The sequence below is a fragment of the Pseudobutyrivibrio ruminis CF1b genome (genome assembly GCF_000424005.1).
Taxonomy (GTDB): Bacteria; Bacillota; Clostridia; order Lachnospirales; family Lachnospiraceae; genus Pseudobutyrivibrio; species Pseudobutyrivibrio ruminis_C.
Genome location: NZ_AUJB01000017.1, coordinates 28017 through 50911, shown reverse-complemented (window position 1 = coordinate 50911; position 22895 = coordinate 28017). Strand labels below are relative to the sequence as shown.

The following is a 22895-nucleotide window of genomic DNA, read 5'->3' as shown; positions in this document are numbered from 1 at the left end:
GAGAAAATTATGAAGAAAATTGTTAGTCTGATCGCAGCAATGACAATAACACTTTCATTGGTGGCCTGTGGAACTGATTCCGCTGCTCAGAAAGAAGCTGAGAGCGCACCAGCAGAAGCTGCTACAGAAGCAGCAGCTGATTCTACAGACTCTTCAAAGACTTATAATGTGGGAGTTATTCAGCTTGTTCAGCATCCAGCTTTGGACGCTGCTACTAAGGGATTCCAGGATGCTTTAGTTGAAAAGTTAGGTGATAATGTAACAGTTACAATTGAGAACGCTTCAGGCGATAATGCTACATGCGCTACAATTGCCAATACATTTGTATCTGATAACGTAGACTTAATCATGGCAAACGCTACACCTGCATTACAGGCTGCAGCTACAGCTACAAATTCTATTCCAATCGTTGCTACATCAATTACAGATTATGCATCTGCACTTGATATTGAGGATTGGAGCGGCGCTACAGGCGTAAACGTTACTGGTACATCTGATCTTGCACCACTTGATGGTCAGGCAGAGATGTTAAACACACTTTTCCCAGATGCAAAGGAAGTTGGACTTATCTATTGCTCAGGTGAGAAGAACTCATTATACCAGGCAAAGGAAATCACAAAGTACTTAGAGAAGTATGGTTACAACGTAACAGATTACACATTTGCTGATTCTGCAGATGTTGCAACAGTTGTACAGTCTGCATGTGGCTCTAGCGACGTTTTATATGTTCCTACAGATAATGTAGCAGCTAACGCAGCAGAGACAATCAACAACGTAGCATTAACAGCGGGTATTCCTATCGTTGCAGGCGAGGAAGGAATCTGCAAGGGATGTGGTATCGCTACTCTTTCAATCTCATACTATGACATCGGTTACAACGCTGGTCTCATGGCTTACGAGATTTTAGTAAACGGAAAAGACCCAGCAACATACGACATCGAGTACGCTACAGAGTTCACAAAGGAATACAACAAGTCTATCGCAGATACACTTGGCATCAAGATTCCAGAAGACTACGTAGAAATTGAAATGGAATAAGGAAAAGTATTATTAACTAAAAAATAATTAATACGGGCAAGGTCAGATATTTTGACCTTGCTCTTTGGAGTTTAAAATGGGAATTGAAACATTAATAGCAGGAATGCCGGGCACCGTAGCTCAGGGTATTATCTATGGAATTATGGCTCTCGGTATATTTATTACATTTAAATTATTAAATTTCGCAGATTTGTCAGTAGACGGATCTTTCGCAACAGGCGGCGCTGTAGCAGCAATGGTTATCCTTTCAGGCCGTTCATGGGTACTTGCCCTTGTACTTGCGTTTATTGCAGGAGCAGCAGCTGGTCTTATCACAGGTGTGCTTCATACAGTACTGGGAATACCAGATATTCTGGCAGGAATTTTAACACAGCTCGCATTGTATTCTATCAATCTTAGAATAGCTAACAATCAGCCTAACACTCCTATTTCTGTAGATAAATATAATTTGGCAGTATCACTTAGATATAAGACAGATGCACTTCTTACAGTTATTGTTATGGCAGCATTTATTATAGCTCTTATGTACTGGTTCTTCGGTACAGAGATGGGTTCTGCTCTCCGTGCCACAGGAACAAATCCTGCAATGGCAAAGGCTCAGGGTATCAATGTAAATGTAATGAAGGCACTCGGCCTTATTATCTCTAATGCATTAGTTGCATTTGCTGGTGCCTTATTTGCTCAGTTCAACGGAAATGCAGATGTAAATATGGGACGTGGTGCAATCGTTATCGGTTTGGCGTCTATCATCATAGGCGATGTTTTGTGCACAGCATTATTCAGAAAGAAATCAAATTTTGCCCTTTCATTGGCTTTTGTCATCATCGGTGGAATTCTTTACTATTTATTTATCGCAATCGTACTTTGGCTCAAGATGCCTGCAAACGACATGAAGCTTTTCACAGCAATTATCGTTGCAGTATTCCTTGCAGTACCATACTTGAAAAATAAGGCAAACAGCTCATTTAGAAAGGCTGCCAGAAGAGGAGGAAAGGGAAATGCTTAATGCTTTTAATTTACAAAAGACCTTCAATCCTGGCACTATAAACGAAAAAATAGCATTGGCTGGTGCCACACTTAATCTTGAGGAGGGAGAGTTCTGCACAGTAATCGGTGGAAACGGTGCAGGAAAATCCACATTCCTTAACGCTGTTGCAGGCGTTTGGCCTGTAGATGGTGGAAGCATTACAATCGATGGAATTGATGTAACAGGGCTTCCTGAGCACAAGCGTGCAAAGTATCTTGGAAGAGTATTCCAGGATCCAATGACAGGAACAGCTGCAAATATGCAGATTGATGAAAATATGGCACTTGCAGCACGCCGTGGAAAGGGCAGAGGCCTTGGATGGGGTGTTACACGTGCAGAGCGTGCCCGATATCATGAGATGCTTAAGGAACTTGATCTTGGCCTTGAGGACAGACTTACTGCAAAAGTAGGACTTCTTTCAGGTGGTCAGAGACAGGCTCTTACACTTCTTATGGCTACACTCCAGAAGCCAAAGGTATTACTTTTAGATGAGCATACAGCTGCTCTTGATCCAAAGACAGCATCAAAGGTTCTTGAGATTACAGATATGCTTATCAAGGAACACAATCTTACAGCCATGATGGTTACACACAATATGCGTGACGCTATCAATTACGGAAACCGCCTTATCATGATGAATGAGGGTCGTGTAATCCTTAACATCAGTGGAGAGGAAAAGAAGAATCTTACAATCGAAGATCTTCTCCATAAATTTGAGGAAGTTTCAGGTACAGAGTTCACAAACGATACTGAAATCCTTTCTAAATAAAGTATTAAACTTTTATTAAAATCATTACATTTGCTATTAATTGTGTTAAATTAGAATGAGAAAAAACTAAATACACGGAGGCAGATGTGAACGAAAATAATAACAACCAGAATGGTGGGGATAAAAAGAATAATCGTCAGCCTTTTTATACATTAGGAATCCTTGTGCTTATTGCACTTTTCTTTACAAGTATGATGTATAAGGGCTCAAGTTCCAGCAGTAATCAGGAAATCACATATACTGAGTTCCTGACATTAGTTGAGGACGACAAGGTAGATAGCGTCACTTTCAAGGATGACGTTATTAACATTGAACTCAAAGAAGGCGAGACATATGGCGTTTCAGAGGAAGAGGCAGCCAAGCTTCAGCAGCTTTACGAGGCAACAGGTCAGAAAGCAAAGGCCACTCTTTACACAGCCTATGTTGATGATGAGGATCTTATTCCTACATTAAAAAAGCATGATGTTGAAATCGAAGGTACAATTGCTGATTCTACAGCAGCTATCATTTACAACATCTTATCCTTTGTTCTTCCATTGGTATTGCTTTGGGTAATCCTTGGCTACCTTATGAAGAAGATGGGCGCAGGCCCAATGGGCGTTGGCAAATCAAATGCCAAGCTCTACAACATGGAAAAGGCTACAGGCATCACATTCAAGGATGTGGCTGGCCAGGATGAGGCGAAGGAATCAGTTCAGGAAATGGTTGATTTCCTCCACAATCCTAAGAAATACACAGAAATCGGTGCCAAGCTTCCAAAGGGTGCACTTTTAGTAGGCCCTCCTGGAACAGGTAAGACACTTCTTGCAAAGGCAGTCGCCGGAGAAGCTGGAGTTCCATTCTTCTCACTTGCAGGTTCTGATTTCGTAGAAATGTTCGTTGGTGTAGGTGCATCACGTGTACGTGATCTTTTCAAGGAGGCACAGAAGGTAGCACCTTGTATCGTATTCATCGACGAGATTGATGCCATCGGTAAGAGCCGTGACGCTCACTATGGCGGTGGCAATGACGAGCGTGAGCAGACACTTAATCAGCTCCTTTCAGAGATGGATGGATTTGATTCAAACAAGGGTCTTCTTATTCTTGCAGCAACTAACCGTCCAGAAGTTCTTGATAAAGCTTTGCTTCGTCCAGGACGTTTCGACAGACGTATTATTGTAGACCGTCCAGATCAGAAGGGACGTCTTGAAATCCTTAAGGTTCATGCCAAGGATGTTAAGATGGATGAGTCAGTTGATTTGGATGCACTTGCTCTTGCATCTGTTGGTCTTGTTGGTTCTGATTTGGCCAACATTATCAACGAGGCTGCTATCCTTGCAGTAAAGGACAAGAGAAAGTTCGTTAACCAGAAAGACTTATTTGAAGCCTTCGAACTTGTTGCCGTAGGCGGTAAGGAGAAGAAGGATAGAGCAATGAGTGAGAAGGAGCGCCGAATCGTTTCTTATCACGAAGTTGGTCACGCACTTGTTTCAGCACTTCAAAAGGATGCTGAGCCAGTTCAGAAGATTACAATCGTACCACGTACTATGGGCGCACTTGGTTACACACTTCAGACTCCAGAGGAGGAGAAGTTCCTTGAGACTAAGGATGAGCTCATTGCAAAGATTGTTACATACATGGGTGGTAGAGCAGCCGAGGATATCAAATTTGGTTCATTTACATCAGGTGCTGCAAATGATATTGAGCAGGCTACAAAGATTGCCAGAGCTATGGTTACTCGCTTTGGTATGTCAGAGAAATTTGGAATGATGGGACTTGCCACTGTTGAGAGCCAGTACCTTGATGGAAGGGCATCTCTTATCTGCGGCGAGAATACAGCTGCCCAGATTGATGACGAAGTTCTCAAGATGATTACTGAGGCCTATGCTAAGGCTAAGGAACTTCTCTCAGAGAATATGGAAAGTCTTGATAAGATTTCTGAGTATCTTTTCGAAAACGAGACCATTACTGGTAAAGAGTTCATGAAGATTTTCAGAGAGAGCAAGGGCATCCCAGACCCAGATGCAGATAAGGAGAAAAATCCTGCATCACAGTTTAAGAGCCTCTTTGAAGATGATCCTAACAACGTAGTTACAGATAGTATTTTTGATGAGTAATTTATGGTAACAGAACAAGACTTAAGTAAACTCCCGGACCAACCGGGAGTTTATCTAATGCACGGAAAAAATGATGAGATTATTTACGTGGGCAAAGCTTTGTCGCTTCGTAACAGAGTCCGTCAATACTTTCAGCCTAGTCACGATGAGGGCCTAAAGAAAAAGCAAATGGTTCAGAATATCGATTATTTTGAATTCATTGTTACTGATTCCGAAATGGAAGCCCTCATTTTAGAGTGCAATCTAATAAAGGAATATCGTCCAAAGTACAACACAATGCTTCGAGACGATAAGACCTATCCTTACATCGAAGTTACCCTCACTGAAGCTTATCCGAGGGTTCTTTTTTCCCGTAGACTTAAAAAGAATGGAAGCAAATTCTTTGGCCCTTTCACTTCAGCGGGAGCAGTTCACGACACAATTGATTTAGTACAGAAATTATATAAGATTCGTACCTGCAATCAGAAGTTGCCAGAGAACTTTGGCAAGAACAGACCATGCCTGAATTACCATATTGGGCAGTGTCTTGGTCCATGTCAGGGAAATGTTGATAAGGATGAATATCGGAAAAATGTTGATAAGGTAATCGAGTTTTTAAATGGAGATTACTTCGATACACTTAAAGATTTGGAAGCAAAAATGTTTGCCGCTTCAGAGGAGATGGATTTTGAAAAGGCTGCACTTTATCGTGATTTAATCGAATCAGTAAAAGCCTGCGCCGGCAGACAGAAGGCTACACAGCTTGATGGTGAAGACAGAGACATTATTGCCATGGCAAAAGCTACCGAGGATGCTGTTGTGCAGGTATTCTTTATCCGCGGTGGCAAGATGATTGGCCGCGAGCATTTCTTTATAAATGTTCGGGTGGACGATACTGACGAGGAATTATTACAGTATTTCCTGGAAGATTATTATACTGGCACTCCATTTGTGCCAAGGGAAATTTTTGTTCAGTATGATTTAGAGGAAGCTGAGCTGATAGAGACATGGCTTACAAATAAAAAGGGCGCGCGAGTGTACCTTAGAACTCCTAAGCGAGGAGCAAAGGAAAAGCTGGTGGAGCTGGCAGCCAAGAATGCCCAGATGGTGCTTGATCAGGATAGAGAAAAGATTAAGAAAGAAGAGGGCCGTACCATTGGAGCCATGAAGGAGATATCTTCACTTCTTGGTTTGGAAAATGCCAGCCGAATGGAAGCCTTCGATATTTCCAATATTTCTGGATTCCAGTCAGTAGGTTCCATGGTAGTCTTTGAAAAAGGTAAGCCAAAACGCTCAGATTACCGCAAATTCAAAATAAAAACTGTTGAGGGTCCGAATGATTACGCATCCATGTATGAAGTTCTTAAACGCCGTTTTTCGCACGGATTAGAGGAGTTGGAAGAAAACGGTGGAGTCATAGAGGACAGTTTTACAAAATTCCCTGATATAATCATGATGGATGGTGGTAAAGGACAGGTGCATATTGCAGAGCAGGTGCTTGCCGAACTAGGGCTCCACATTCCTATAGCCGGAATGGTAAAGGATGATCACCATAGGACCAGAGGTCTTTATTTCAGAGACCAGGAACTTCCTATCGACACCCACTCTGAGGGCTTTAAGCTTATCACAAGATTACAGGATGAGGCCCATAGATTTGCCATTGAATATCACCGAAGTCTTCGTAGCAAGGGGCAGGTTCACAGTTTCTTAGATGACATTCCTGGAATTGGACCAAAACGAAGAAAAGCTCTCATGAAGAGATTTGTGTCAGCAGAGAAAATGGCGGAGGCTACAATTGAAGAACTGGTAGCTACAGATGGAATGAATCAGGAGGCTGCAACCAACGTTTTCAATTACTTTCACCCTATGAATTAATTAAAAAATGATATATCATATATAAAGCGATATCTTTTATAATGGAGGGAATTTTATGGCAGCAAACAAATTTGTTACAGTGGCTACTGTCCAGGAAAGATTTAATCTTACAAATTACACACCTGAATTGAACTTGGGGGAGGTAAAGGTTACTTGTTCCGATGTCAACAGACCAGCTCTTCAGCTTCATGGATTCTATGAGCATTTTGAGCCAAGCCGTATTCAGGTTATTGGTAATGTTGAGGCTGCATATATAGCAAAGAAGACTGATGAGGAAAAGGCAGAGAGCTTTGCCAAGCTTTTCTCATATGATATTCCTTGTATCATTTTCTGTAGAGGAGAAAAGCCGGCAGATGTTCTTTTAAAGGCAGCTGTTAAGGCAAATGTTCCAATCCTTGGAACAGACCGTGCTACATCAGAATTTATGTCGGCACTTATCTTCTCATTAAATAAGGACTTTGCTCCATACACTACTATTCATGGTGTATTGGTTGATGTATATGGCGAAGGTCTTCTTATAACAGGCGAGTCTGGTATTGGTAAGTCAGAGGCAGCGCTTGAGCTTATCAGACGTGGTCACAGACTTGTATCTGATGATGTGGTTGAGATTCGTCGCCCTAACAACGAGAGATTATATGGTCGCGCTCCATCTATCACTCAGTACTTAATCGAGCTTAGAGGCATCGGTATCATCGATGTTAAATCTCTTTACGGTGTTGAGGCTGTTAAGGATGAGCAGAGAATCGACCTTGTTATTAAGCTTGAAGATTGGAGCAAGGAAAAGGAATATGACCGTCTTGGTATGACAGATGAGTACATGAACATTCTTGGTATTGATGTTACATGTCATTCACTTCCAATCAGACCAGGTCGAAATCTTGCAATTATCTGTGAGGCAGCAGCTGTTAACCATCGTCAGAAAAAGATGGGTTACAACGCAGCAGAAGAGCTTTACCGCAGAGTTCAGAACAATATTGCAGGAGAGCAGCAGTAAGATAATTACAATTGCCTAAATATTAAATTAGGGTGATTGAGTATATATAAGTAATATTTATTTAGAAGTAGGAGTTATTAAAAAAAATGGAACGCATTAACGCATGGAGTAAGTATACTTCAGAAAAAGATTTAAAGAAGGTTATGGCATTTGGTGAGGACTACAGAAAGTTCCTTTCACAGTGCAAGACAGAGAGAGAATGTATTGATTTCTTTGTAGAAAAGGCAGAGGCAGCTGGATATATTAATCTTGAGGATGCCATTGCAAAGAATACAAAGCTTAAGGCTGGAGACAAGGTTTACGCTGTAAACAAGGGCAAGATGATGGCAGTATTCAACATCGGCTCAGAGTCTCTTGAGAACGGTCTTAATATCCTTGGAGCACATATTGATAGCCCTCGTATGGACTTAAAGCAGAATCCATTATACGAAGATTCAGATATGGCGATCTTAGATACACACTACTATGGTGGTATCAAGAAATACCAGTGGGTTACTATTCCACTTGCTCTTCACGGTGTTCTTGTTAAGAAGAATGGTGAGGTTGTAAAGGTAAATGTAGGTGAGGACCCTACAGATCCTGTATTTGGTATATCAGATCTTCTTATTCACCTTGCAGCAGACCAGATGGACAAGAAGGGTGCCAAGGTAGTTGAGGGTGAAGATCTTAACGTAATCATCGGCAGCATCCCAGGCTTCGACAAGAAGGGTGAGAAGGAAAAGGAATCTGTTAAGAAGAATGTACTTAAGCTTCTCAAGGAAAAGTACGATATTGAAGAGGAAGATTTCATTTCAGCAGAAATCGAAGTTGTTCCAGCTGGTGAGGCAAGAGATTTCGGTTTTGACCGTTCAATGATTTTAGGCTATGGTCATGACGACAGAGTATGTGCTTACCCATCATTCATGGCACTTCTTAATACTACAAAGAAGCTTAAGAAGACAGCCTGCGCACTTCTTGTTGATAAGGAAGAGATTGGTTCAGTAGGTGCAACAGGTATGCAGTCTAAGTTCTTTGAGAACACACTTGCAGAGGTATTTAACCTTATGGGAGACTACTCAGAGCTTAAGCTTAGAAGAGCTCTTACAAACTGCAAGGTACTTTCATCTGATGTATCTGCAGCATTTGATCCAAACTATGCTTCAGCATTTGAGAAGAACAATGCAGCTTACCTTGGACGCGGTCTTGTATTCAACAAGTACACAGGCGCCAGAGGAAAGAGCGGTTCAAACGATGCTTCGGCAGAGTATGTTGGAGAGGTTAGAGCAATCATGGATAAGGATAAGGTTTGCTGGCAGACAGCAGAGCTTGGTAAGGTAGACCAGGGTGGCGGCGGAACAATCGCTTACATCATGGGTAACTACAACATGCAGGTAATCGATTCAGGTGTTGCAGTACTTTCAATGCATGCACCATGTGAGATTATCTCAAAGGTTGATTTATACGAAGCTTTATTAGGATACGAGGCATTTATTAAGTATGCATAACAGTTTTTCTAAAAAAGATTTTTATAATGAGCTGCAGAAGCGTTTTCCTGAGGTGGACTTCATTCTTGATGAGCCAATGAAGAAGCACACCACCTTCAGGATTGGCGGCCCTGCAGACATTTATGTGGAGCCATCTGTTTCTCAGGTGGTTCCTCTTATTGCTTTCCTGAAAGAAGCAGATGTACCATTTATGGTAATCGGAAATGGAAGCAATCTTCTGGTTTCAGATGATGGAATAGAAGGGGTGGTTGTAGCTATCGGAAAGGCTATGTCAGAAATAATCATTGATGAGGCTAACCAAACCGTTACAGCAGATGCAGGTGCAATGCTTTCATCTGTAGCCAACAGAGCAGCAGATGCAGGCCTTACAGGTCTTGAGTTTGCTTCAGGAATCCCTGGAACCATCGGTGGTGCAGTTTATATGAATGCTGGTGCCTACGGCGGAGAGATGAAGGATGTTATCACATCTGTTCAGATTTTAAAGGCTGATGGAGCGGTTGAAGAGGTTTCTGTTGATAAACTTGATTTATCCTACAGACATTCTGCTCTTATGGAAAATACAGGATTTGTCCTCAGTGCAAAAATCCAGCTTGCAGCAGGCAATGTTGAGGAAATTAAAGCTACAATCGATGATATCAGACAGAAACGCATCGACAAGCAGCCACTTAATTTCCCAAGTGCAGGTTCTACATTTAAGCGCCCTGAGGGATATTTTGCAGGGAAACTTATTGATGATACGGGCCTTAGAGGCTATACTGTAGGAGGCGCACAGGTTTCAGAGAAACATTGTGGCTTCGTCATTAATAAATCAGATGCCACAGCTTCAGATGTATTAAAGCTCATGAAGGATGTGGACGAGAAAGTATATGAAAAGTTTGGAGTACACCTTACTCCAGAGGTTAGAATTATCGGGAGGAACGTCAATTGAAGCTACTAATTCTTACCGGAATGTCCGGGTCAGGTAAAAATACAGCATTTAAAATGCTTGAGGATATGGGCTATTATTGTGTGGATAATTTGCCTGTACAATTACTTAAGAGCGTAGTGGAATTGGCTGACAATGGTTCCTTTGATAAAAAAATTGTAGTAGGAATTGATGTACGTAATGGCAATGCCATGAAGCTTTTGCCTGACATCCTGCAGGAATTAGACAACGATCAGAAGCCATTTAATATACTATTTCTCGATGCTGAGGATGATGTCCTTATAAAAAGATATAAGGAGACTAGAAGAAATCATCCATTATCAGGTCGAGAGAGAATTGCAGCAGGTATCAAAGAAGAGAGAAAATCCATCGGTTTCCTTAGAGAAGAGGCTGACTATGTTATTGACACCACTCACCTGCTTACAAGAGAGTTGAAGCTGGAGCTTGAAAAGATTTTTGTCGATGACGTGGATTACAAGAGTCTTTTCGTTACAATTATCTCATTCGGTTTCAAGTATGGTATTCCAGAGGATGCGGATCTCGTCTTTGATGTAAGATTTCTTCCTAATCCTTATTATGATACTGAGCTTCGCCCATTTACGGGAAACGATCAGCCTATCAAAGATTTTGTATTAAAATATGATGAGGCTCAAATCTTCCTGGAAAAGACTACTGACCTTATTAAGTTTTTGATTCCAAACTACATTAATGAAGGAAAGAATCAGTTGGTTATTGCTGTGGGATGTACAGGCGGAAAGCATCGTTCAGTATGTCTTGCAGATGAGATATTTGAAGCATTAAATGGAGATGAGTCTTACGGACTTAAAATTGAGCATCGTGATATTGGAAAAGATGCTTTGAGAGGGAAATAATTGTCATTTTCGAAGAGTGTAAAAGAAGAGCTTATTTTGGTTGTTCCGAAGAGCCGACATTGTGTGGTTGCTGAGCTTGCCGGAGTCCTTATGTTACAAGGGCTCGACAGCTTCAGAGAAAAATCTGAGGACCATTTAAATAGAAAAGTCTTTACTTTATTAAATAATGCATGTAATATAGGGAAAGATGCCATCGTGATTTCCGACGATGTTTTTTTTGACACGCAAAAAATGTTGAAGCTTTCTAAGGATGGACAGTTGGTTGATGAAATTATCATTCAGCAGCCATGTTGTAAGAGAGCATTCATTAGAGGAGCATTTCTGGCAGCGGGTTCTATATCAGATCCAAACAAAGGTTATCATTATGAAATAGTGTGTAACATTCCTCAGCAGGCCAAGTTGCTTCAGAAGGCGATGAAGGCATTTGATGTTGAGGCCAAGATTGTAGAGCGCACAGGTAAACATGTGCTTTACATCAAAGATGGTGCGCAGATAGTTGAGATACTTCGTGTTATGGAAGCAGCTCATTCTGTTATGGATTTGGAAAACATCCGTGTGGTTAAGGAAGTCAGGGGCACAATAAACCGAAAGGTAAACTGCGAAACAGCTAATATAGGAAAGACGGTTAGTGCGGCAGTTCGTCAAATTGAAGAAATCAATCTTATCAATGAAAAGATAGGATTGGAAAATCTTCCGGAGCAGCTGCAGGAGATCGCCAATTTGAGATTGGCTTATCCAGACACGCCACTGGCTGACTTAGGGCAGTTGCTGGAGCCACCTATCGGAAAATCAGGAGTTAACCATCGGTTTAAAAAGCTGGCTGCAATAGCAAAGGAATTATAATCAGCCGGCATTAGGTTTTATTAGAAATTCAGGAGGACGTCATGCAAAAAGAAGTTACTATTCAGATGTCAAATTCAATGGAAGCTACACCTATAGCCCATTTAGTTCAGTTGGCAAATAGATTTTCTAGTTCCATTTATTTTGAAATGGATGAGAAAAAGGTTAACGCAAAGAGCATTATGGGAATGATGAGTTTGGTATTGTCTTCAGGTTCACGCGTTGTTATTGATGCAGCAGGTGATGATGAAGAAAAAGCAGTAGCTGAGCTTTCTGATTTCCTTACAAAATAAGTAAATTAAATTAGAGGGATATATGTCAAAAAGATTATTATTTATAGTAAACCCTCGCTCAGGCAAGGGGCAGATAAAAGAACATCTGGCTGACATCTTAGATATTATGATCAAGGCAGGCTATCAGGTGAGTGTTCATATTACTCAGGCTGGTGGTGATGCTACAGATCAGACAATTGCACAGGCAGAGAATTTCGACAGAATCGTGTGTTCAGGTGGTGACGGTACACTTGATGAAGTGGTTACCGGCATGATGAAATTGGAACCATCTCAGAGAAAGCCTATCGGATATATTCCGGCAGGCTCTACTAATGACTTCGGAAACTCTCTCGGTATAGATAAGAACATGTTAAATGCAGCGCGTATGAGTGTTTCTGACAACCTATTCCCATGTGACATAGGTCGTTTCAATTCAGATTCATTCGTTTATGTGGCTGCATTTGGTTTATTTACAGAAGTTTCTTATGCTACACCACAGGACATGAAGAATATTCTAGGACATGCAGCATATATTATAGAAGGAGCCAAGCAGCTCAGAGACATTCCATCATTCAGAATGCAGGTTGAATACGATGGAAATGTGGTATACGACGAGTTTATCTATGGAATGATTACCAATTCTAAATCAGTTGGAGGATTCCAGGGCATCATTCGTGGCGATATTGGATTAAATGATGGTGTATTTGAGGTTACTCTTATTAAAATGCCACGTAATCCTATCGAGCTTAATGAGATTCTTGGCTTCATGACTGGTATTATTCCAGATTCCGACATGGTATATTCATTCCAGACAGAGGAGGTTAAATTCCTCAGTACAGATGTTGTTCCATGGACTTTAGATGGAGAATTTGGAGGAAAGCATGACGTGGTTGTTATCAAGGATGAGAGCCACGCTGTGGAAATAGCTATTGAATAGAAATTTAGCTTATGCTAAAATTTCGTTTAGATAGGGTAAAAAGCCTAAAACGAAAATATGGAGGAATAATTTTATGTTAGTTTCTGCAAAAGAAATGCTTGATAAGGCAAAAGCAGGCCACTATGCAGTTGGTCAGTTCAACATTAACAATCTTGAGTGGACAAAGGCCATTCTTCTTACAGCACAGGAGCTCAACTCACCTGTAATTCTTGGTGTTTCTGAGGGAGCTGGTAAGTACATGACTGGTTTCAAAACAGTTGCAGCTATGGTTAAGGCTATGGATGAGGAGCTTGGTATTACAGTTCCTGTTGCTCTTCACCTTGATCACGGTACATACGAAGGATGCTACAAGTGCATTAAGGCTGGTTTCACATCTATCATGTTCGATGGTTCACACTATCCATTCGAGGAGAACCTTGCAAAGTCTCAGGAGCTCGTTAATGTAGCTCATGGTCTTGGCCTTTCTATCGAGTGCGAAGTTGGTTCAATCGGTGGTGAGGAAGACGGCGTTGTAGGTATGGGTGAGTGTGCTGATCCAGAAGAGTGCAAGACAATCGCTGACCTTGGCGTTGATATGCTTGCAGCTGGTATTGGTAACATCCACGGCAAGTACCCAGAGAACTGGGCTGGTCTTTCATTCGAGACACTTGATGCTATCCAGCAGAAGACAGGTGCTATGCCACTCGTTCTTCACGGTGGTACAGGTATCCCAGCTGATATGATTAAGAAGGCAATCGAGCTTGGCGTTTCTAAGATCAACGTTAACACAGAGTGCCAGCTTTCATTCGCTGATGCTACACGTAAGTATGTAGAGGCTGGTAAGGACCTTGAGGGTAAGGGATTTGACCCACGTAAGCTTCTTGCTCCTGGTACAGAGGCTATCAAGGCTACAGTTAAAGAGAAAATGGAACTTTTCGGTTCAGTAGGTAAGGCTTAATATTTCTAGAATTTCAGCTCCTACATGAGCTTTTGAAATAGACAATCGGCGAGGCCTTTTGGACCTCTTCCTGATTGTCTATTTCTATATTATCAGTGAAAGGATACATATATAATGGAACGATATTTTAATGTGGCTGACATCTTTGGAGAGAACGTATTTAATGATACAGTTATGCAGGAACGCCTTCCAAAGAAGACATATCAGAAGCTTAAGCAGACTATCTCAGAGGGGAAAGAACTTGATTTAGAGACAGCAGATGTTATTGCTCATGAGATGAAAGAATGGGCAATCGAGAAGGGTGCTACTCACTACACACATTGGTTCCAACCACTTACTGGTATCACAGCAGAAAAACATGATTCCTTCATTTCAGCTCCATTACCATCAGGAAAGGTTCTTATGAGCTTTTCTGGTAAGGAATTAATTAAGGGTGAGCCAGATGCATCATCATTCCCTTCAGGTGGATTACGTGCCACATTTGAGGCTAGAGGATATACAGCCTGGGATCCAACTTCTCCTGCCTTCGTTAGACAGGACGCAGCTGGAGCTACACTTTGTATTCCTACAGCTTTCTGCTCATACACTGGCGAAGCACTTGATCAGAAGACTCCACTTCTTCGTTCAATGGAGATTCTTTCTGAGCAGGCAGTTCGTCTTCTTAGATTATTTGGTAACACTACATCACAGCGTGTCACACCATCAGTTGGTGCAGAGCAGGAATATTTCCTTATAGATCGTGAAATGTATCTTGCACGTAAAGATTTAATGTACACAGGACGTACATTATTCGGCGCTATGCCTCCTAAAGGACAGGAGATGGACGACCATTACTTTGGTTCTATTCCAGAGCGAATTGAGGCATATATGCGCGATGTAAACATTGAGCTTTGGAAGCTTGGTGTATCATCTAAGACACAGCACAACGAGGTTGCACCAGCTCAGCACGAGCTTGCACCTATCTATGCACAATGTAATGTTGCTGTAGATCACAACCAGATTATTATGGAGACACTTAGAAAGGTGGCTAACCGTCACGGTCTTCAGTGTCTTCTTCATGAAAAGCCATTTAGCGGCGTTAACGGTTCAGGTAAGCACAACAACTGGTCACTTGTTACAGACGATGGTATCAATCTTTTTGAGCCAGGAAAGTCACCACACGAGAATATCCAGTTCTTACTTGTTCTTTGCCTCGTATTAAAGGCTGTAGACCGTCACGCAGACCTTCTTCGTGAATCTGCATCAGATGTTGGTAACGACCAGCGTCTCGGCGGAAATGAGGCACCTCCAGTTATCATTTCTGTATATCTTGGAGAGCAGCTTGAGGATGTTCTTACTCAGCTTATTTCTACAGGTACAGCTACAAAGTCAAAGAAGGGTGAGAAGCTTGCTACAGGTGTTAAGACTCTTCCTGATTTTAGAAAAGATGCTACAGACAGAAACCGTACATCACCATTTGCATTTACTGGAAACAAGTTCGAGTTCAGAATGCCAGGTTCTCAGGATTCAGTTGGAGAGCCAAACGTTGTATTAAATACAATTATGGCAGAAGCACTTTGTGAGGCTTGTGACGTTCTTGAGAAGGCAAAGGATTTCGATTCTGCTGTTCATGATATGATTAAGAAGCTTGCTACAGAGCATCAGCGTATCGTATTCAATGGTAATGGATACGGTGAGGAATGGATTGCAGAGGCTGAGAAGAGAGGTCTTCCAAGCATCAATTCTCTTGTAGAAGCCATTCCAGCTCTTACAACAGATGCTACAGTTTCAATGTTCGAGAAGTTCGGCGTATTCTCTAAGGTAGAGCTTGAATCTCGTGCAGAAATCGAATACGAGCAGTATATCAAGTCAATTAACATTGAGGCCCGTACAATGATTGATATGGCTTCTAAGCAGATTATTCCAGCTGTAATCAGCTACGCTACAGAGCTTGGACTTTCTATCGGTACTATCGCTGATGCATGTCCTGAGGCTGATGTAAGCACACAGAAAGAGCTTCTTGTAAAGGTATCTAATTACCTTCGTGAAGCAAAGGATGCTCTTATTGCCCTCAAGGAAACTAATGAGAAGGCATACACTATGAAGGCATCTAGCTGCGAGAAGGCCAACTACTATCACAATGAGGTTGTAAAGGCTATGGAGAACCTCCGCAAGCCTGTAGACGCCCTTGAGATGATTGTAGACAAGGATTCATGGCCAATGCCAAGCTACGGCGACATGATCTTTGAAGTTTAATATGTAATATAAAAGGACTAGTCATTTTTGACTAGTCCTTTTTTGTTTGTATTAAATTCGGGTATTTATTCGCCACCAATTACTTGGATCTTTACACCGTCTGAGGTGGTTTCTGTGGCGCCTCCAGCGCTTCCTCCGAAGGAGCCTGAGTTAGGTAGTGGCTCACCTCCATGGAATGGGCAATACTGTCCGAATGTGGCTGGATCAACGCCATATGGCTCATCCTGAGAGCCTGCACCTGCACCGATTATGAATACACCTGAGTAAGATGGGCAACCTGATGTTGCAAACATGTGAGACTGAGTACATACATTGCCAAGGTAGTGCTTGTCGCAATACTCTGTTGGTTCTGTACCCTGCTCGAAGTATTCTGTGTATACCTGAGAACCTCTAGGGTCGCAGTCACAAACGCCAGGAACGGCAATCTTACCTGATTTCTTACATACAGTAGCCTGTACGATTCCAGAAGGCTGAGTGAAGTTCTTGTATGGCAATCCCTGATGGATTCTGCTCATAACTGCTTTCCAAATAACCTTTGAATAAGTGGTGTAGCTCTGTGGTGTATTGTCATCAAATCCACCCCAGATAACACCTGTATAGTATGGTGTAAAACCAGCAAATACAGTATCTTTATTCTTTGTTGTTGTACCAGATTTACCAGCAACTGCCATTCCTTCGAAGTTTGCAACTTTACCGGTTCCGGCAGTCATAACATCCTGCATAGCACTTGTAAGAAGCCATGCTGTTGTTTCTTTTAAAACTCTCTTAGGAGCGTTTTCTCTGTTATCAAGAATTATATTTCCCTGATGATCAACTACTGTTGTGTAGAAGATTGGCTTGTTGTATTCGCCACCATTGGCGATTGTGGCATATGCTGATGTCAAATCAACGTTTGTAACACCATCTGTGATACCACCTAAAGCAAGAGCCTGATTGTTATCACCGTCAACAAGAGTTGTGATTCCTAAATCTTTAGCGTATTGGAAACCAAGACTTGTGCCAATATCAGCCATTACTTCGATTGTAACAACATTGATAGAATGAGTAATCGCTGTACGAATATTAGTCCATCCAAGGTAAGCATTATTATAATTCTTAACTGGTTTACCATTTCTATAAGTGGTAGGCATATCGTTCTCAACAGATGCAAGTGTCATACCGCCGGCGTCAAGTGCTGCTGCGTAGCAGGCGATTACCTTAAAAGTAGAACCTGGCTGACGTTTAATACCAGTAGCACGGTTCAATGTTTTGGCTGCTGTCTTGTCTCCACGTCCACCGACCATAGCAACAACTTCTCCAGTAGAGTGATTGATGATGGTCATTGCTGCCTGAGGCTGAAGTGTGTAAGTGATTGACTCGCCGGCAATTTCATCGCCTTCTTCCATAACAGCTGCCTTGTAAGCTTCGATAGCTTCTGCAGCTGCTTCCTCAGAATCAAATTCCAAGTTGTAATTGCTGTTATTCTTAGCTGCTTGATAATAAGAAAGCATTGTGATATCAGAATAGTTTTTTGTAGAACCATCTGCTTTATTAATAGTAAGTCTGTATGAGAAAGAAACCTTTTCAAGCTTGTTGTAGTTATCAGTGTTGTTAATTTCCTCTTCTACAATAGACTGGATGTTTGAATCCTGAGTAGAGTAGATTGAAAGACCGCCTGAATATAATAATGAATATGCTTCCGTCTCGCTGTATCCAAGTTTATCCTGTAAATCCTCAACGATTTCATCTGTAAGCGCATCTACAAAATAAGACGTAGATGAAGTTGAAAGCTCAGTGTTGAGAACCTGGATTCTGTCGTAAACATCATCTGAAAGGGCTGTTTCGTACTCATTTTCTGTAATGTAGCCTTGATCAAGCATATGATTAAGACATTTTTTACGACGCTTCGCGTTCTCTTCAGGATGAGTAATTGGATTATACTTTGATGGATTTTGTGTAATACTAGCTATAACAGCACTTTCTGAAAGGGTAAGCTCTGAAACTGGCTTGTTAAAATATCTTTCAGCGGCAGATTGTACACCTAATGTGTTCTGGCCTAAGTTGATACTGTTAAGGTAATTCTCAAGAATTACTGATTTTTTAACTATTTTTTCAAGCTGAACAGCTAAATACTGTTCCTGAATCTTTCGATTAATACTGTCCAGCTTGGTGCGCTCAGATGTCCAGGTTGTGAAATAGTTGTTTTTTAGTAACTGTTGGGTAAGAGTACTGGCACCCTGTGAAAAATGAAAACCATTTAAAACACCATCAACGGCAGCTCTTATGATACCCTGAGGATCGATTCCGTTATGTTCATAGAAACGGGAGTCTTCTATTGCAACAAATGCATGTTGTAAATCTTCTGGGATTTGATCCAGCGTGACGTAAGTTCTGTTGGCACCTGTGGATGCTAAAGTTTCAATTTCGTTGCCATCTGAATCATATACCTTACTCATATACCCTGTAGGTGAGATGTCTATAGTAGAAACATCTGGTAATTGATCGATGAGATTTTTAGCATAGAGGTAAGCAAAAACACCGCTTGCTACTATGACAGAGACTATACATATCAATGTGATACGAATTATAGCAAGACCGGCACTGTGGCGCTTACGTTTGCTTCGTCCTGCAAGCTTTGCTGATTGCTTAGCTGCATTTTCTTTTCCGTAATTCATAATAACCTCCAAATTTAGACTTCATTATAGCAAAAAAATTCTATATAATAAAGTGAACTAATATCGGGAAGGAAGCGGTATGGCTGATAAAGAATTTAGAATCGTATACAAAGGTGGTATTGGTGAGATAGAAGAGAAGAAATCTCGCTTTATTGCCCACATAGCTCCAGTTACTTCCGAGGAAGAGGCTGTGCAGTTTATTAATGGAAAGAAAAAAGAATTCTGGGATGCCAGACATAACTGTTCCGCTTTTGTAATTGGCCAAAATAATGAAATAACAAGATGCAACGATGATGGCGAGCCAGCTCAGACTGCAGGACGTCCAATGCTGGATGTATTGCTTAGGGAGAACATTCACAACTGTGTTGTGGTCGTCACTCGCTATTTTGGAGGAGTTCTCCTTGGCACAGGTGGTCTCGTGCGAGCATATCAGGCAGCAGTTCAGGAAGGCCTGGCTAATTGCCAGCTTCTTTCACCTAAAACAGGAAGAGAATGTTCCATCGCTACGGATTATAATGGATATGGAAAAATAGAATATGTCCTTCGTGAAAATAATCTTCCAATTTTAAATACGGATTTTGGTGCCGATGTAAATATTTTTTCTGTTGCACCATCAGAAATGATAGAAAATATAAATAAAATTATCGCAGACAAAACTGCGGGAAATGCTGTAATTACGTGGGGTGACGAGATTAAATACGACATCTTAAACGACCAACTTTTAAAATTTTAAAAAAAGTTGAAAAAAGTACTTGCACTTTTAAAATCTATGTCTTATAATAGCATTCGTTGACGCGGTAAAGAAACAAAAACACAGCGCAACGAATAGTAATGGCCCATCGCCAAATGGTAAGGCAACGGACTCTGACTCCGTCATTTCAAGGTTCGAATCCTTGTGGGCCAGCTTCAAGACCTAAGCGAAAGTGCTTAGGTCTTTTTTTATTCTTAAGGAGAAATCATGTATCAGTACAACGGTAGAGTAAGCTACAGCGAAGTTGATTCCAATCTTAATCTTACTTATTTTGATTTGGTTAATTATATGCAGGATTGCAGTTGCTTTCATTCTGACGATGCAGGGGTAGGAGTACATTACCTTGCACCACAGAACATGGGCTGGTTTGTTACTTCATACGAAATCCATATAAACAGAATGCCTAAGTATATGGAAAGAATTGTTGTAAAAACATATCCATATCAGGTGAGAGGCATGCTTGCCAGACGTATGTACCTTATCTATTCAGAGGAAGGTGAGCTGCTTGTGTATGCTGATTCACTCTGGGTATTGATGGACTTGTTAAATTCACGACCAGCACGTCTTACAAAAAAGATTATCGAAGCATATCCGGAAGATCCTGACAGACCCGAGGTTGAATTTAGTCGCGAAAAGCTCAGATACAATGGGCAGGGCAAACAGGTAGGTACTTTCGAGGTCGGTGAGTTCCATCTTGATACAAATAGTCACATGAACAATTCCTACTATATTGATGTGACAAGACGTTTTCTTCCAACAGAAGATTTCTCTACCATAATGGTTAATTATAAGAAGGCAGCATTGCTATTTGATGAGTTACAGGTTTATTTGGTAGAATTAGAACATGGTTACCAGGTCGTTCTTATGAAGGACGATGAGATTTATACAATTGTGGAGTACAAATAATGAAGCTAGGAGAAATACAGAAGCTTAAAATAGAAAAAAAGGTAGAGTTTGGAGTATATCTTTCCGACGGACAGGACAGAGTTCTCCTTCCTAAGAAGCAGGTTCCAGAGGGAGCAGGTATTGGTGATGAGATATCGGCCTTTGTTTACAAGGATTCAAAGGACAGACTTATCGCTACTACAAACATGCCAAAGTTGACATTAGGTCAGTATGGCGTCCTTTCAGTTAGCCAGGTAAATAAGGTTGGAGCATTCTTAGATTGGGGACTTGAAAAAGATTTATTCCTTCCATTTAAGGAGATGACACGCCAGCCATCTGAAGGTGATGAGATACTTGTCAGAGTTTACATTGATAAGAGTGAGAGACTTTGTGCCAGCATGAAGGGAATATATGAGCTCCTTTCAAAGAAGCCACCATATCAGGTTGGCGATGAGGTTGAGGCTCGTATTTATGAGTTCGGTCATGACTTCGGTACATTCGTAGCCCTTGAAGACAAATATTCATCTATGATTCCTCGTCACGAGGACGTTTCTAAATACCGCATCGGTGATGTCATTATGGTTCGCATCACTGGCATCAAGGAAGATGGCAAATGTGATGTCACCATCAGAGACAAGGCATATGTTCAGATGGAGGACGATGCAGAGGCACTTCTTGAGCTTATTGACAGCTATGCAGGTGTACTTCCATTTTCTGAGAAGGCATCGCCTGAGGTTATCAAACGAGAGACTGGTCTTTCAAAGGCTGCATTTAAGCGTGCCGTAGGCCGTCTTTATAAGGAAAGAAAAATTACTTTGAATGATGGCAAAATTCGTCGTGCCGAATCGTAAAAATTAATGTATAATATACAATAGATGAGCTTGTAGATATCGTGACAAGCGTATTTCTGGGAGAAAAAGGAGGATATTGGTATGAAAAATGTAATTTCTACCGAATTGGCTCCGGCAGCAATTGGCCCATATTCACAGGCTATTGAAGTGAATGGTATGGTTTACACATCGGGAATTATCCCTGTGGATCCAGCTACAGGTGTTATCCCTGAAGGTGCAGCTGCTCAGGCCGACAGAGTATTCAAAAGTATGTCTGCTCTTTTAGAGTCAGCAGGCACATCTATGGCTAATGTTGTAAAGACTACTGTGTTTATCAAGAACATGGAAGATTTTGCAGCTATTAATGAGGTGTACGCTAAGTACTTCCCAGAGCCATTCCCAGCACGTTCGTGCATCGAAGTTGCCAGAATCCCAAAGGATGTTCTTTTAGAGGCAGAGGCTATTGCCACTAAAAACTAGGATTTTGGAGAATAAGTTATGATTTATGACATAGTTGTTATAGGCGCAGGTCCTGCAGGGCTTGCGGCGGCTATCTATGGCAAGAGAGCGGGAAGAAACATTCTTGTCTTAGATACCAGTTCCATCAGCGGTGGACAAATTCTTAACACTTACGAGATTGACAATTATCCTGGAATGCCAGGTGTCTCAGGTGAAGGATTGGCAGAGGCCATGAAGGCACACTGTGAAAAGCTTGATGTTGAGTTTGCCAGAGGAAGAGTTACTTCTATTATAGATAAGGGCGATACAAAGGAGCTTATCACAAAGAAAGCTACATTTGAGACCAAAGCAGTTGTCATCGCTACAGGAGCTTCTAATAAGAAGCTTGGTTGTCCTGGCGAGGAAGAACTTTCAGGAATGGGAGTTTCTTACTGTGCCACATGTGACGGTGCCTTTTTCAAAGATAAGGTAGTCGCTGTTGTAGGCGGTGGTGATGTTGCATTGGAGGATGCTATTTATCTTGCGAGATTTTGTCAGAAGGTTTATCTGATTCATCGTCGCGATGAGTTCCGTGGAGCAGCAGTGCTTCAGGAGCAGGTAAAGGCCACAGATAAGATACAGATTATTCTCGACTCTACAGTTGAGGAAATATTAGGGCAGGATAAAGTTGAAGCCATCAGTGTTAAAAACAAAAACACAGATGCTATTCAGCAGATTAATCTTGACGGTGTGTTCATTGCAGTTGGCAATGTTCCAAATACTGGGGCGATTGAGGGGTTGCCAGCACAGGATAAAGCAGGATACATTATTGCGGATGAGACTTGCGGCACATCTATAGACGGTATTTATGCTGCCGGAGATGTTAGAACAAAGCAGCTCAGACAGGTTATCACTGCTACTGCAGATGGAGCAAATGCTATTGCTTCTATAGAAAGGTATTTACAATTATCATAGAAGCGTATATAATGTCGAAATATTACAATGACACACATGAGAATTAATCATTGTAAGGGTAGGGATATATCCGGACTTGACA

General features: G+C 41.4%; 20 protein-coding genes and 1 tRNA gene. 20 read left to right on the top strand and 1 reads right to left on the bottom strand.

Features of this window, described 5'->3' with window-relative positions; translation table 11 throughout:
* Positions 1–9 precede the first annotated feature (9 nt).
* The 14 genes from G592_RS0113685 (at position 10) to G592_RS0113620 (ending at position 16280) form a co-directional block, all read left to right on the top strand.
* Positions 10–1038: an ABC transporter substrate-binding protein gene (locus G592_RS0113685; RefSeq protein ID WP_028248315.1), complete on the top strand. Its 1029-nt coding sequence runs from the start codon at positions 10–12 to the stop codon at positions 1036–1038.
* 76 nt (positions 1039–1114) lie between these two features.
* The gene (locus G592_RS0113680) at positions 1115–2044 is read left to right on the top strand and encodes an ABC transporter permease (protein ID WP_028248314.1); all 930 of its coding nucleotides are present in this window, start codon (positions 1115–1117) and stop codon (positions 2042–2044) included.
* Entirely contained in the window at positions 2037–2834 is a 798-nt protein-coding gene (locus G592_RS0113675; RefSeq protein ID WP_028248313.1) for an ABC transporter ATP-binding protein, read from the top strand. Before G592_RS0113680 ends, G592_RS0113675 begins: the two co-directional genes overlap by 8 nt.
* Before the next feature lie 86 nt (positions 2835–2920).
* Positions 2921–4930 carry an ATP-dependent zinc metalloprotease FtsH gene (gene ftsH, locus G592_RS16630; protein WP_051194938.1) on the top strand — a complete coding sequence of 670 codons (2010 nt, stop codon included), beginning with the start codon at positions 2921–2923 and terminating at the stop codon, positions 4928–4930.
* A 3-nt stretch (positions 4931–4933) separates the two neighbouring features.
* On the top strand, positions 4934–6784 hold the full coding sequence (uvrC, locus tag G592_RS0113665; RefSeq protein ID WP_028248312.1) for an excinuclease ABC subunit UvrC: 1851 nt from the start codon (positions 4934–4936) through the stop codon (positions 6782–6784).
* A gap of 55 nt (positions 6785–6839) precedes the next feature.
* Positions 6840–7778 (top strand): HPr(Ser) kinase/phosphatase, encoded by a 939-nt coding sequence (hprK, locus tag G592_RS0113660; protein WP_028248311.1) that lies wholly within the window; start codon positions 6840–6842, stop codon positions 7776–7778.
* Positions 7779–7864: 86 nt separating this feature from the next.
* Positions 7865–9262: an aminopeptidase gene (locus tag G592_RS0113655; protein WP_028248310.1), complete on the top strand. Its 1398-nt coding sequence runs from the start codon at positions 7865–7867 to the stop codon at positions 9260–9262.
* Positions 9255–10190 carry a UDP-N-acetylmuramate dehydrogenase gene (gene murB, locus G592_RS0113650; protein ID WP_051194937.1) on the top strand — a complete coding sequence of 312 codons (936 nt, stop codon included), beginning with the start codon at positions 9255–9257 and terminating at the stop codon, positions 10188–10190. Before G592_RS0113655 ends, murB begins: the two co-directional genes overlap by 8 nt.
* On the top strand, positions 10187–11059 hold the full coding sequence (gene rapZ / locus G592_RS0113645; protein ID WP_028248308.1) for an RNase adapter RapZ: 873 nt from the start codon (positions 10187–10189) through the stop codon (positions 11057–11059). Before murB ends, rapZ begins: the two co-directional genes overlap by 4 nt.
* Complete coding sequence (gene whiA, locus G592_RS0113640) at positions 11060–11902, top strand: DNA-binding protein WhiA (RefSeq protein ID WP_028248307.1); 843 nt, start codon at positions 11060–11062, stop codon at positions 11900–11902.
* A 41-nt stretch (positions 11903–11943) separates the two neighbouring features.
* Positions 11944–12192: an HPr family phosphocarrier protein gene (locus tag G592_RS0113635; protein ID WP_015548321.1), complete on the top strand. Its 249-nt coding sequence runs from the start codon at positions 11944–11946 to the stop codon at positions 12190–12192.
* Positions 12193–12214: 22 nt separating this feature from the next.
* Positions 12215–13108, top strand: coding sequence for a diacylglycerol/lipid kinase family protein (locus G592_RS0113630; protein WP_028248306.1), 894 nt, complete (start codon positions 12215–12217; stop codon positions 13106–13108).
* Between the two features lie 73 nt (positions 13109–13181).
* The gene (gene fba / locus G592_RS0113625; RefSeq protein ID WP_028248305.1) at positions 13182–14045 is read left to right on the top strand and encodes a class II fructose-1,6-bisphosphate aldolase; all 864 of its coding nucleotides are present in this window, start codon (positions 13182–13184) and stop codon (positions 14043–14045) included.
* Between the two features lie 114 nt (positions 14046–14159).
* Positions 14160–16280, top strand: coding sequence for a glutamine synthetase III (locus G592_RS0113620; RefSeq protein WP_028248304.1), 2121 nt, complete (start codon positions 14160–14162; stop codon positions 16278–16280).
* Between the two features lie 65 nt (positions 16281–16345).
* On the opposite strand, the gene G592_RS0113615 is transcribed toward G592_RS0113620, so the two are convergent.
* A complete protein-coding gene (locus G592_RS0113615) occupies positions 16346–18934 on the bottom strand; it encodes a transglycosylase domain-containing protein (RefSeq protein ID WP_028248303.1) in 2589 nt (862 codons plus the stop codon).
* Positions 18935–19013: 79 nt separating this feature from the next.
* Between G592_RS0113615 and G592_RS0113610 the strand changes: the two genes are divergently transcribed.
* From G592_RS0113610 to trxB, 6 genes are all read left to right on the top strand, one after another.
* Positions 19014–19667 (top strand): YigZ family protein, encoded by a 654-nt coding sequence (locus G592_RS0113610; RefSeq protein WP_028248302.1) that lies wholly within the window; start codon positions 19014–19016, stop codon positions 19665–19667.
* A 99-nt stretch (positions 19668–19766) separates the two neighbouring features.
* Positions 19767–19838, top strand: a tRNA-Gln gene (locus G592_RS0113605).
* A 54-nt stretch (positions 19839–19892) separates the two neighbouring features.
* Positions 19893–20591: an acyl-[acyl-carrier-protein] thioesterase gene (locus G592_RS0113600; RefSeq protein WP_028248301.1), complete on the top strand. Its 699-nt coding sequence runs from the start codon at positions 19893–19895 to the stop codon at positions 20589–20591.
* Positions 20591–21421 carry a S1 RNA-binding domain-containing protein gene (locus G592_RS0113595; RefSeq protein WP_028248300.1) on the top strand — a complete coding sequence of 277 codons (831 nt, stop codon included), beginning with the start codon at positions 20591–20593 and terminating at the stop codon, positions 21419–21421. The genes G592_RS0113600 and G592_RS0113595 overlap by 1 nt, the downstream gene beginning before the upstream one ends.
* A gap of 81 nt (positions 21422–21502) precedes the next feature.
* Complete coding sequence (locus G592_RS0113590; RefSeq protein ID WP_028248299.1) at positions 21503–21880, top strand: RidA family protein; 378 nt, start codon at positions 21503–21505, stop codon at positions 21878–21880.
* A gap of 18 nt (positions 21881–21898) precedes the next feature.
* Complete coding sequence (gene trxB / locus G592_RS0113585) at positions 21899–22813, top strand: thioredoxin-disulfide reductase (RefSeq protein ID WP_028248298.1); 915 nt, start codon at positions 21899–21901, stop codon at positions 22811–22813.
* Positions 22814–22895: the final 82 nt, after the last annotated feature.

Coding starts and splice junctions, on each gene's coding strand:
- G592_RS0113635 (WP_015548321.1), top strand. CDS start 11,944: ATGCAAAAAGAAGTTACTATTCAGATGTCAAATTCAATGGAAGCTACA.
- G592_RS0113600 (WP_028248301.1), top strand. CDS start 19,893: ATGTATCAGTACAACGGTAGAGTAAGCTACAGCGAAGTTGATTCCAAT.
- G592_RS0113615 (WP_028248303.1), bottom strand. CDS start 18,934: ATGAATTACGGAAAAGAAAATGCAGCTAAGCAATCAGCAAAGCTTGCA.
- G592_RS0113620 (WP_028248304.1), top strand. CDS start 14,160: ATGGAACGATATTTTAATGTGGCTGACATCTTTGGAGAGAACGTATTT.
- G592_RS0113595 (WP_028248300.1), top strand. CDS start 20,591: ATGAAGCTAGGAGAAATACAGAAGCTTAAAATAGAAAAAAAGGTAGAG.
- G592_RS0113680 (WP_028248314.1), top strand. CDS start 1,115: ATGGGAATTGAAACATTAATAGCAGGAATGCCGGGCACCGTAGCTCAG.
- G592_RS0113610 (WP_028248302.1), top strand. CDS start 19,014: ATGGCTGATAAAGAATTTAGAATCGTATACAAAGGTGGTATTGGTGAG.
- G592_RS0113655 (WP_028248310.1), top strand. CDS start 7,865: ATGGAACGCATTAACGCATGGAGTAAGTATACTTCAGAAAAAGATTTA.
- G592_RS0113685 (WP_028248315.1), top strand. CDS start 10: ATGAAGAAAATTGTTAGTCTGATCGCAGCAATGACAATAACACTTTCA.
- uvrC (WP_028248312.1), top strand. CDS start 4,934: ATGGTAACAGAACAAGACTTAAGTAAACTCCCGGACCAACCGGGAGTT.
- murB (WP_051194937.1), top strand. CDS start 9,255: ATGCATAACAGTTTTTCTAAAAAAGATTTTTATAATGAGCTGCAGAAG.
- G592_RS0113675 (WP_028248313.1), top strand. CDS start 2,037: ATGCTTAATGCTTTTAATTTACAAAAGACCTTCAATCCTGGCACTATA.
- trxB (WP_028248298.1), top strand. CDS start 21,899: ATGATTTATGACATAGTTGTTATAGGCGCAGGTCCTGCAGGGCTTGCG.
- fba (WP_028248305.1), top strand. CDS start 13,182: ATGTTAGTTTCTGCAAAAGAAATGCTTGATAAGGCAAAAGCAGGCCAC.
- G592_RS0113590 (WP_028248299.1), top strand. CDS start 21,503: ATGAAAAATGTAATTTCTACCGAATTGGCTCCGGCAGCAATTGGCCCA.
- hprK (WP_028248311.1), top strand. CDS start 6,840: ATGGCAGCAAACAAATTTGTTACAGTGGCTACTGTCCAGGAAAGATTT.
- G592_RS0113630 (WP_028248306.1), top strand. CDS start 12,215: ATGTCAAAAAGATTATTATTTATAGTAAACCCTCGCTCAGGCAAGGGG.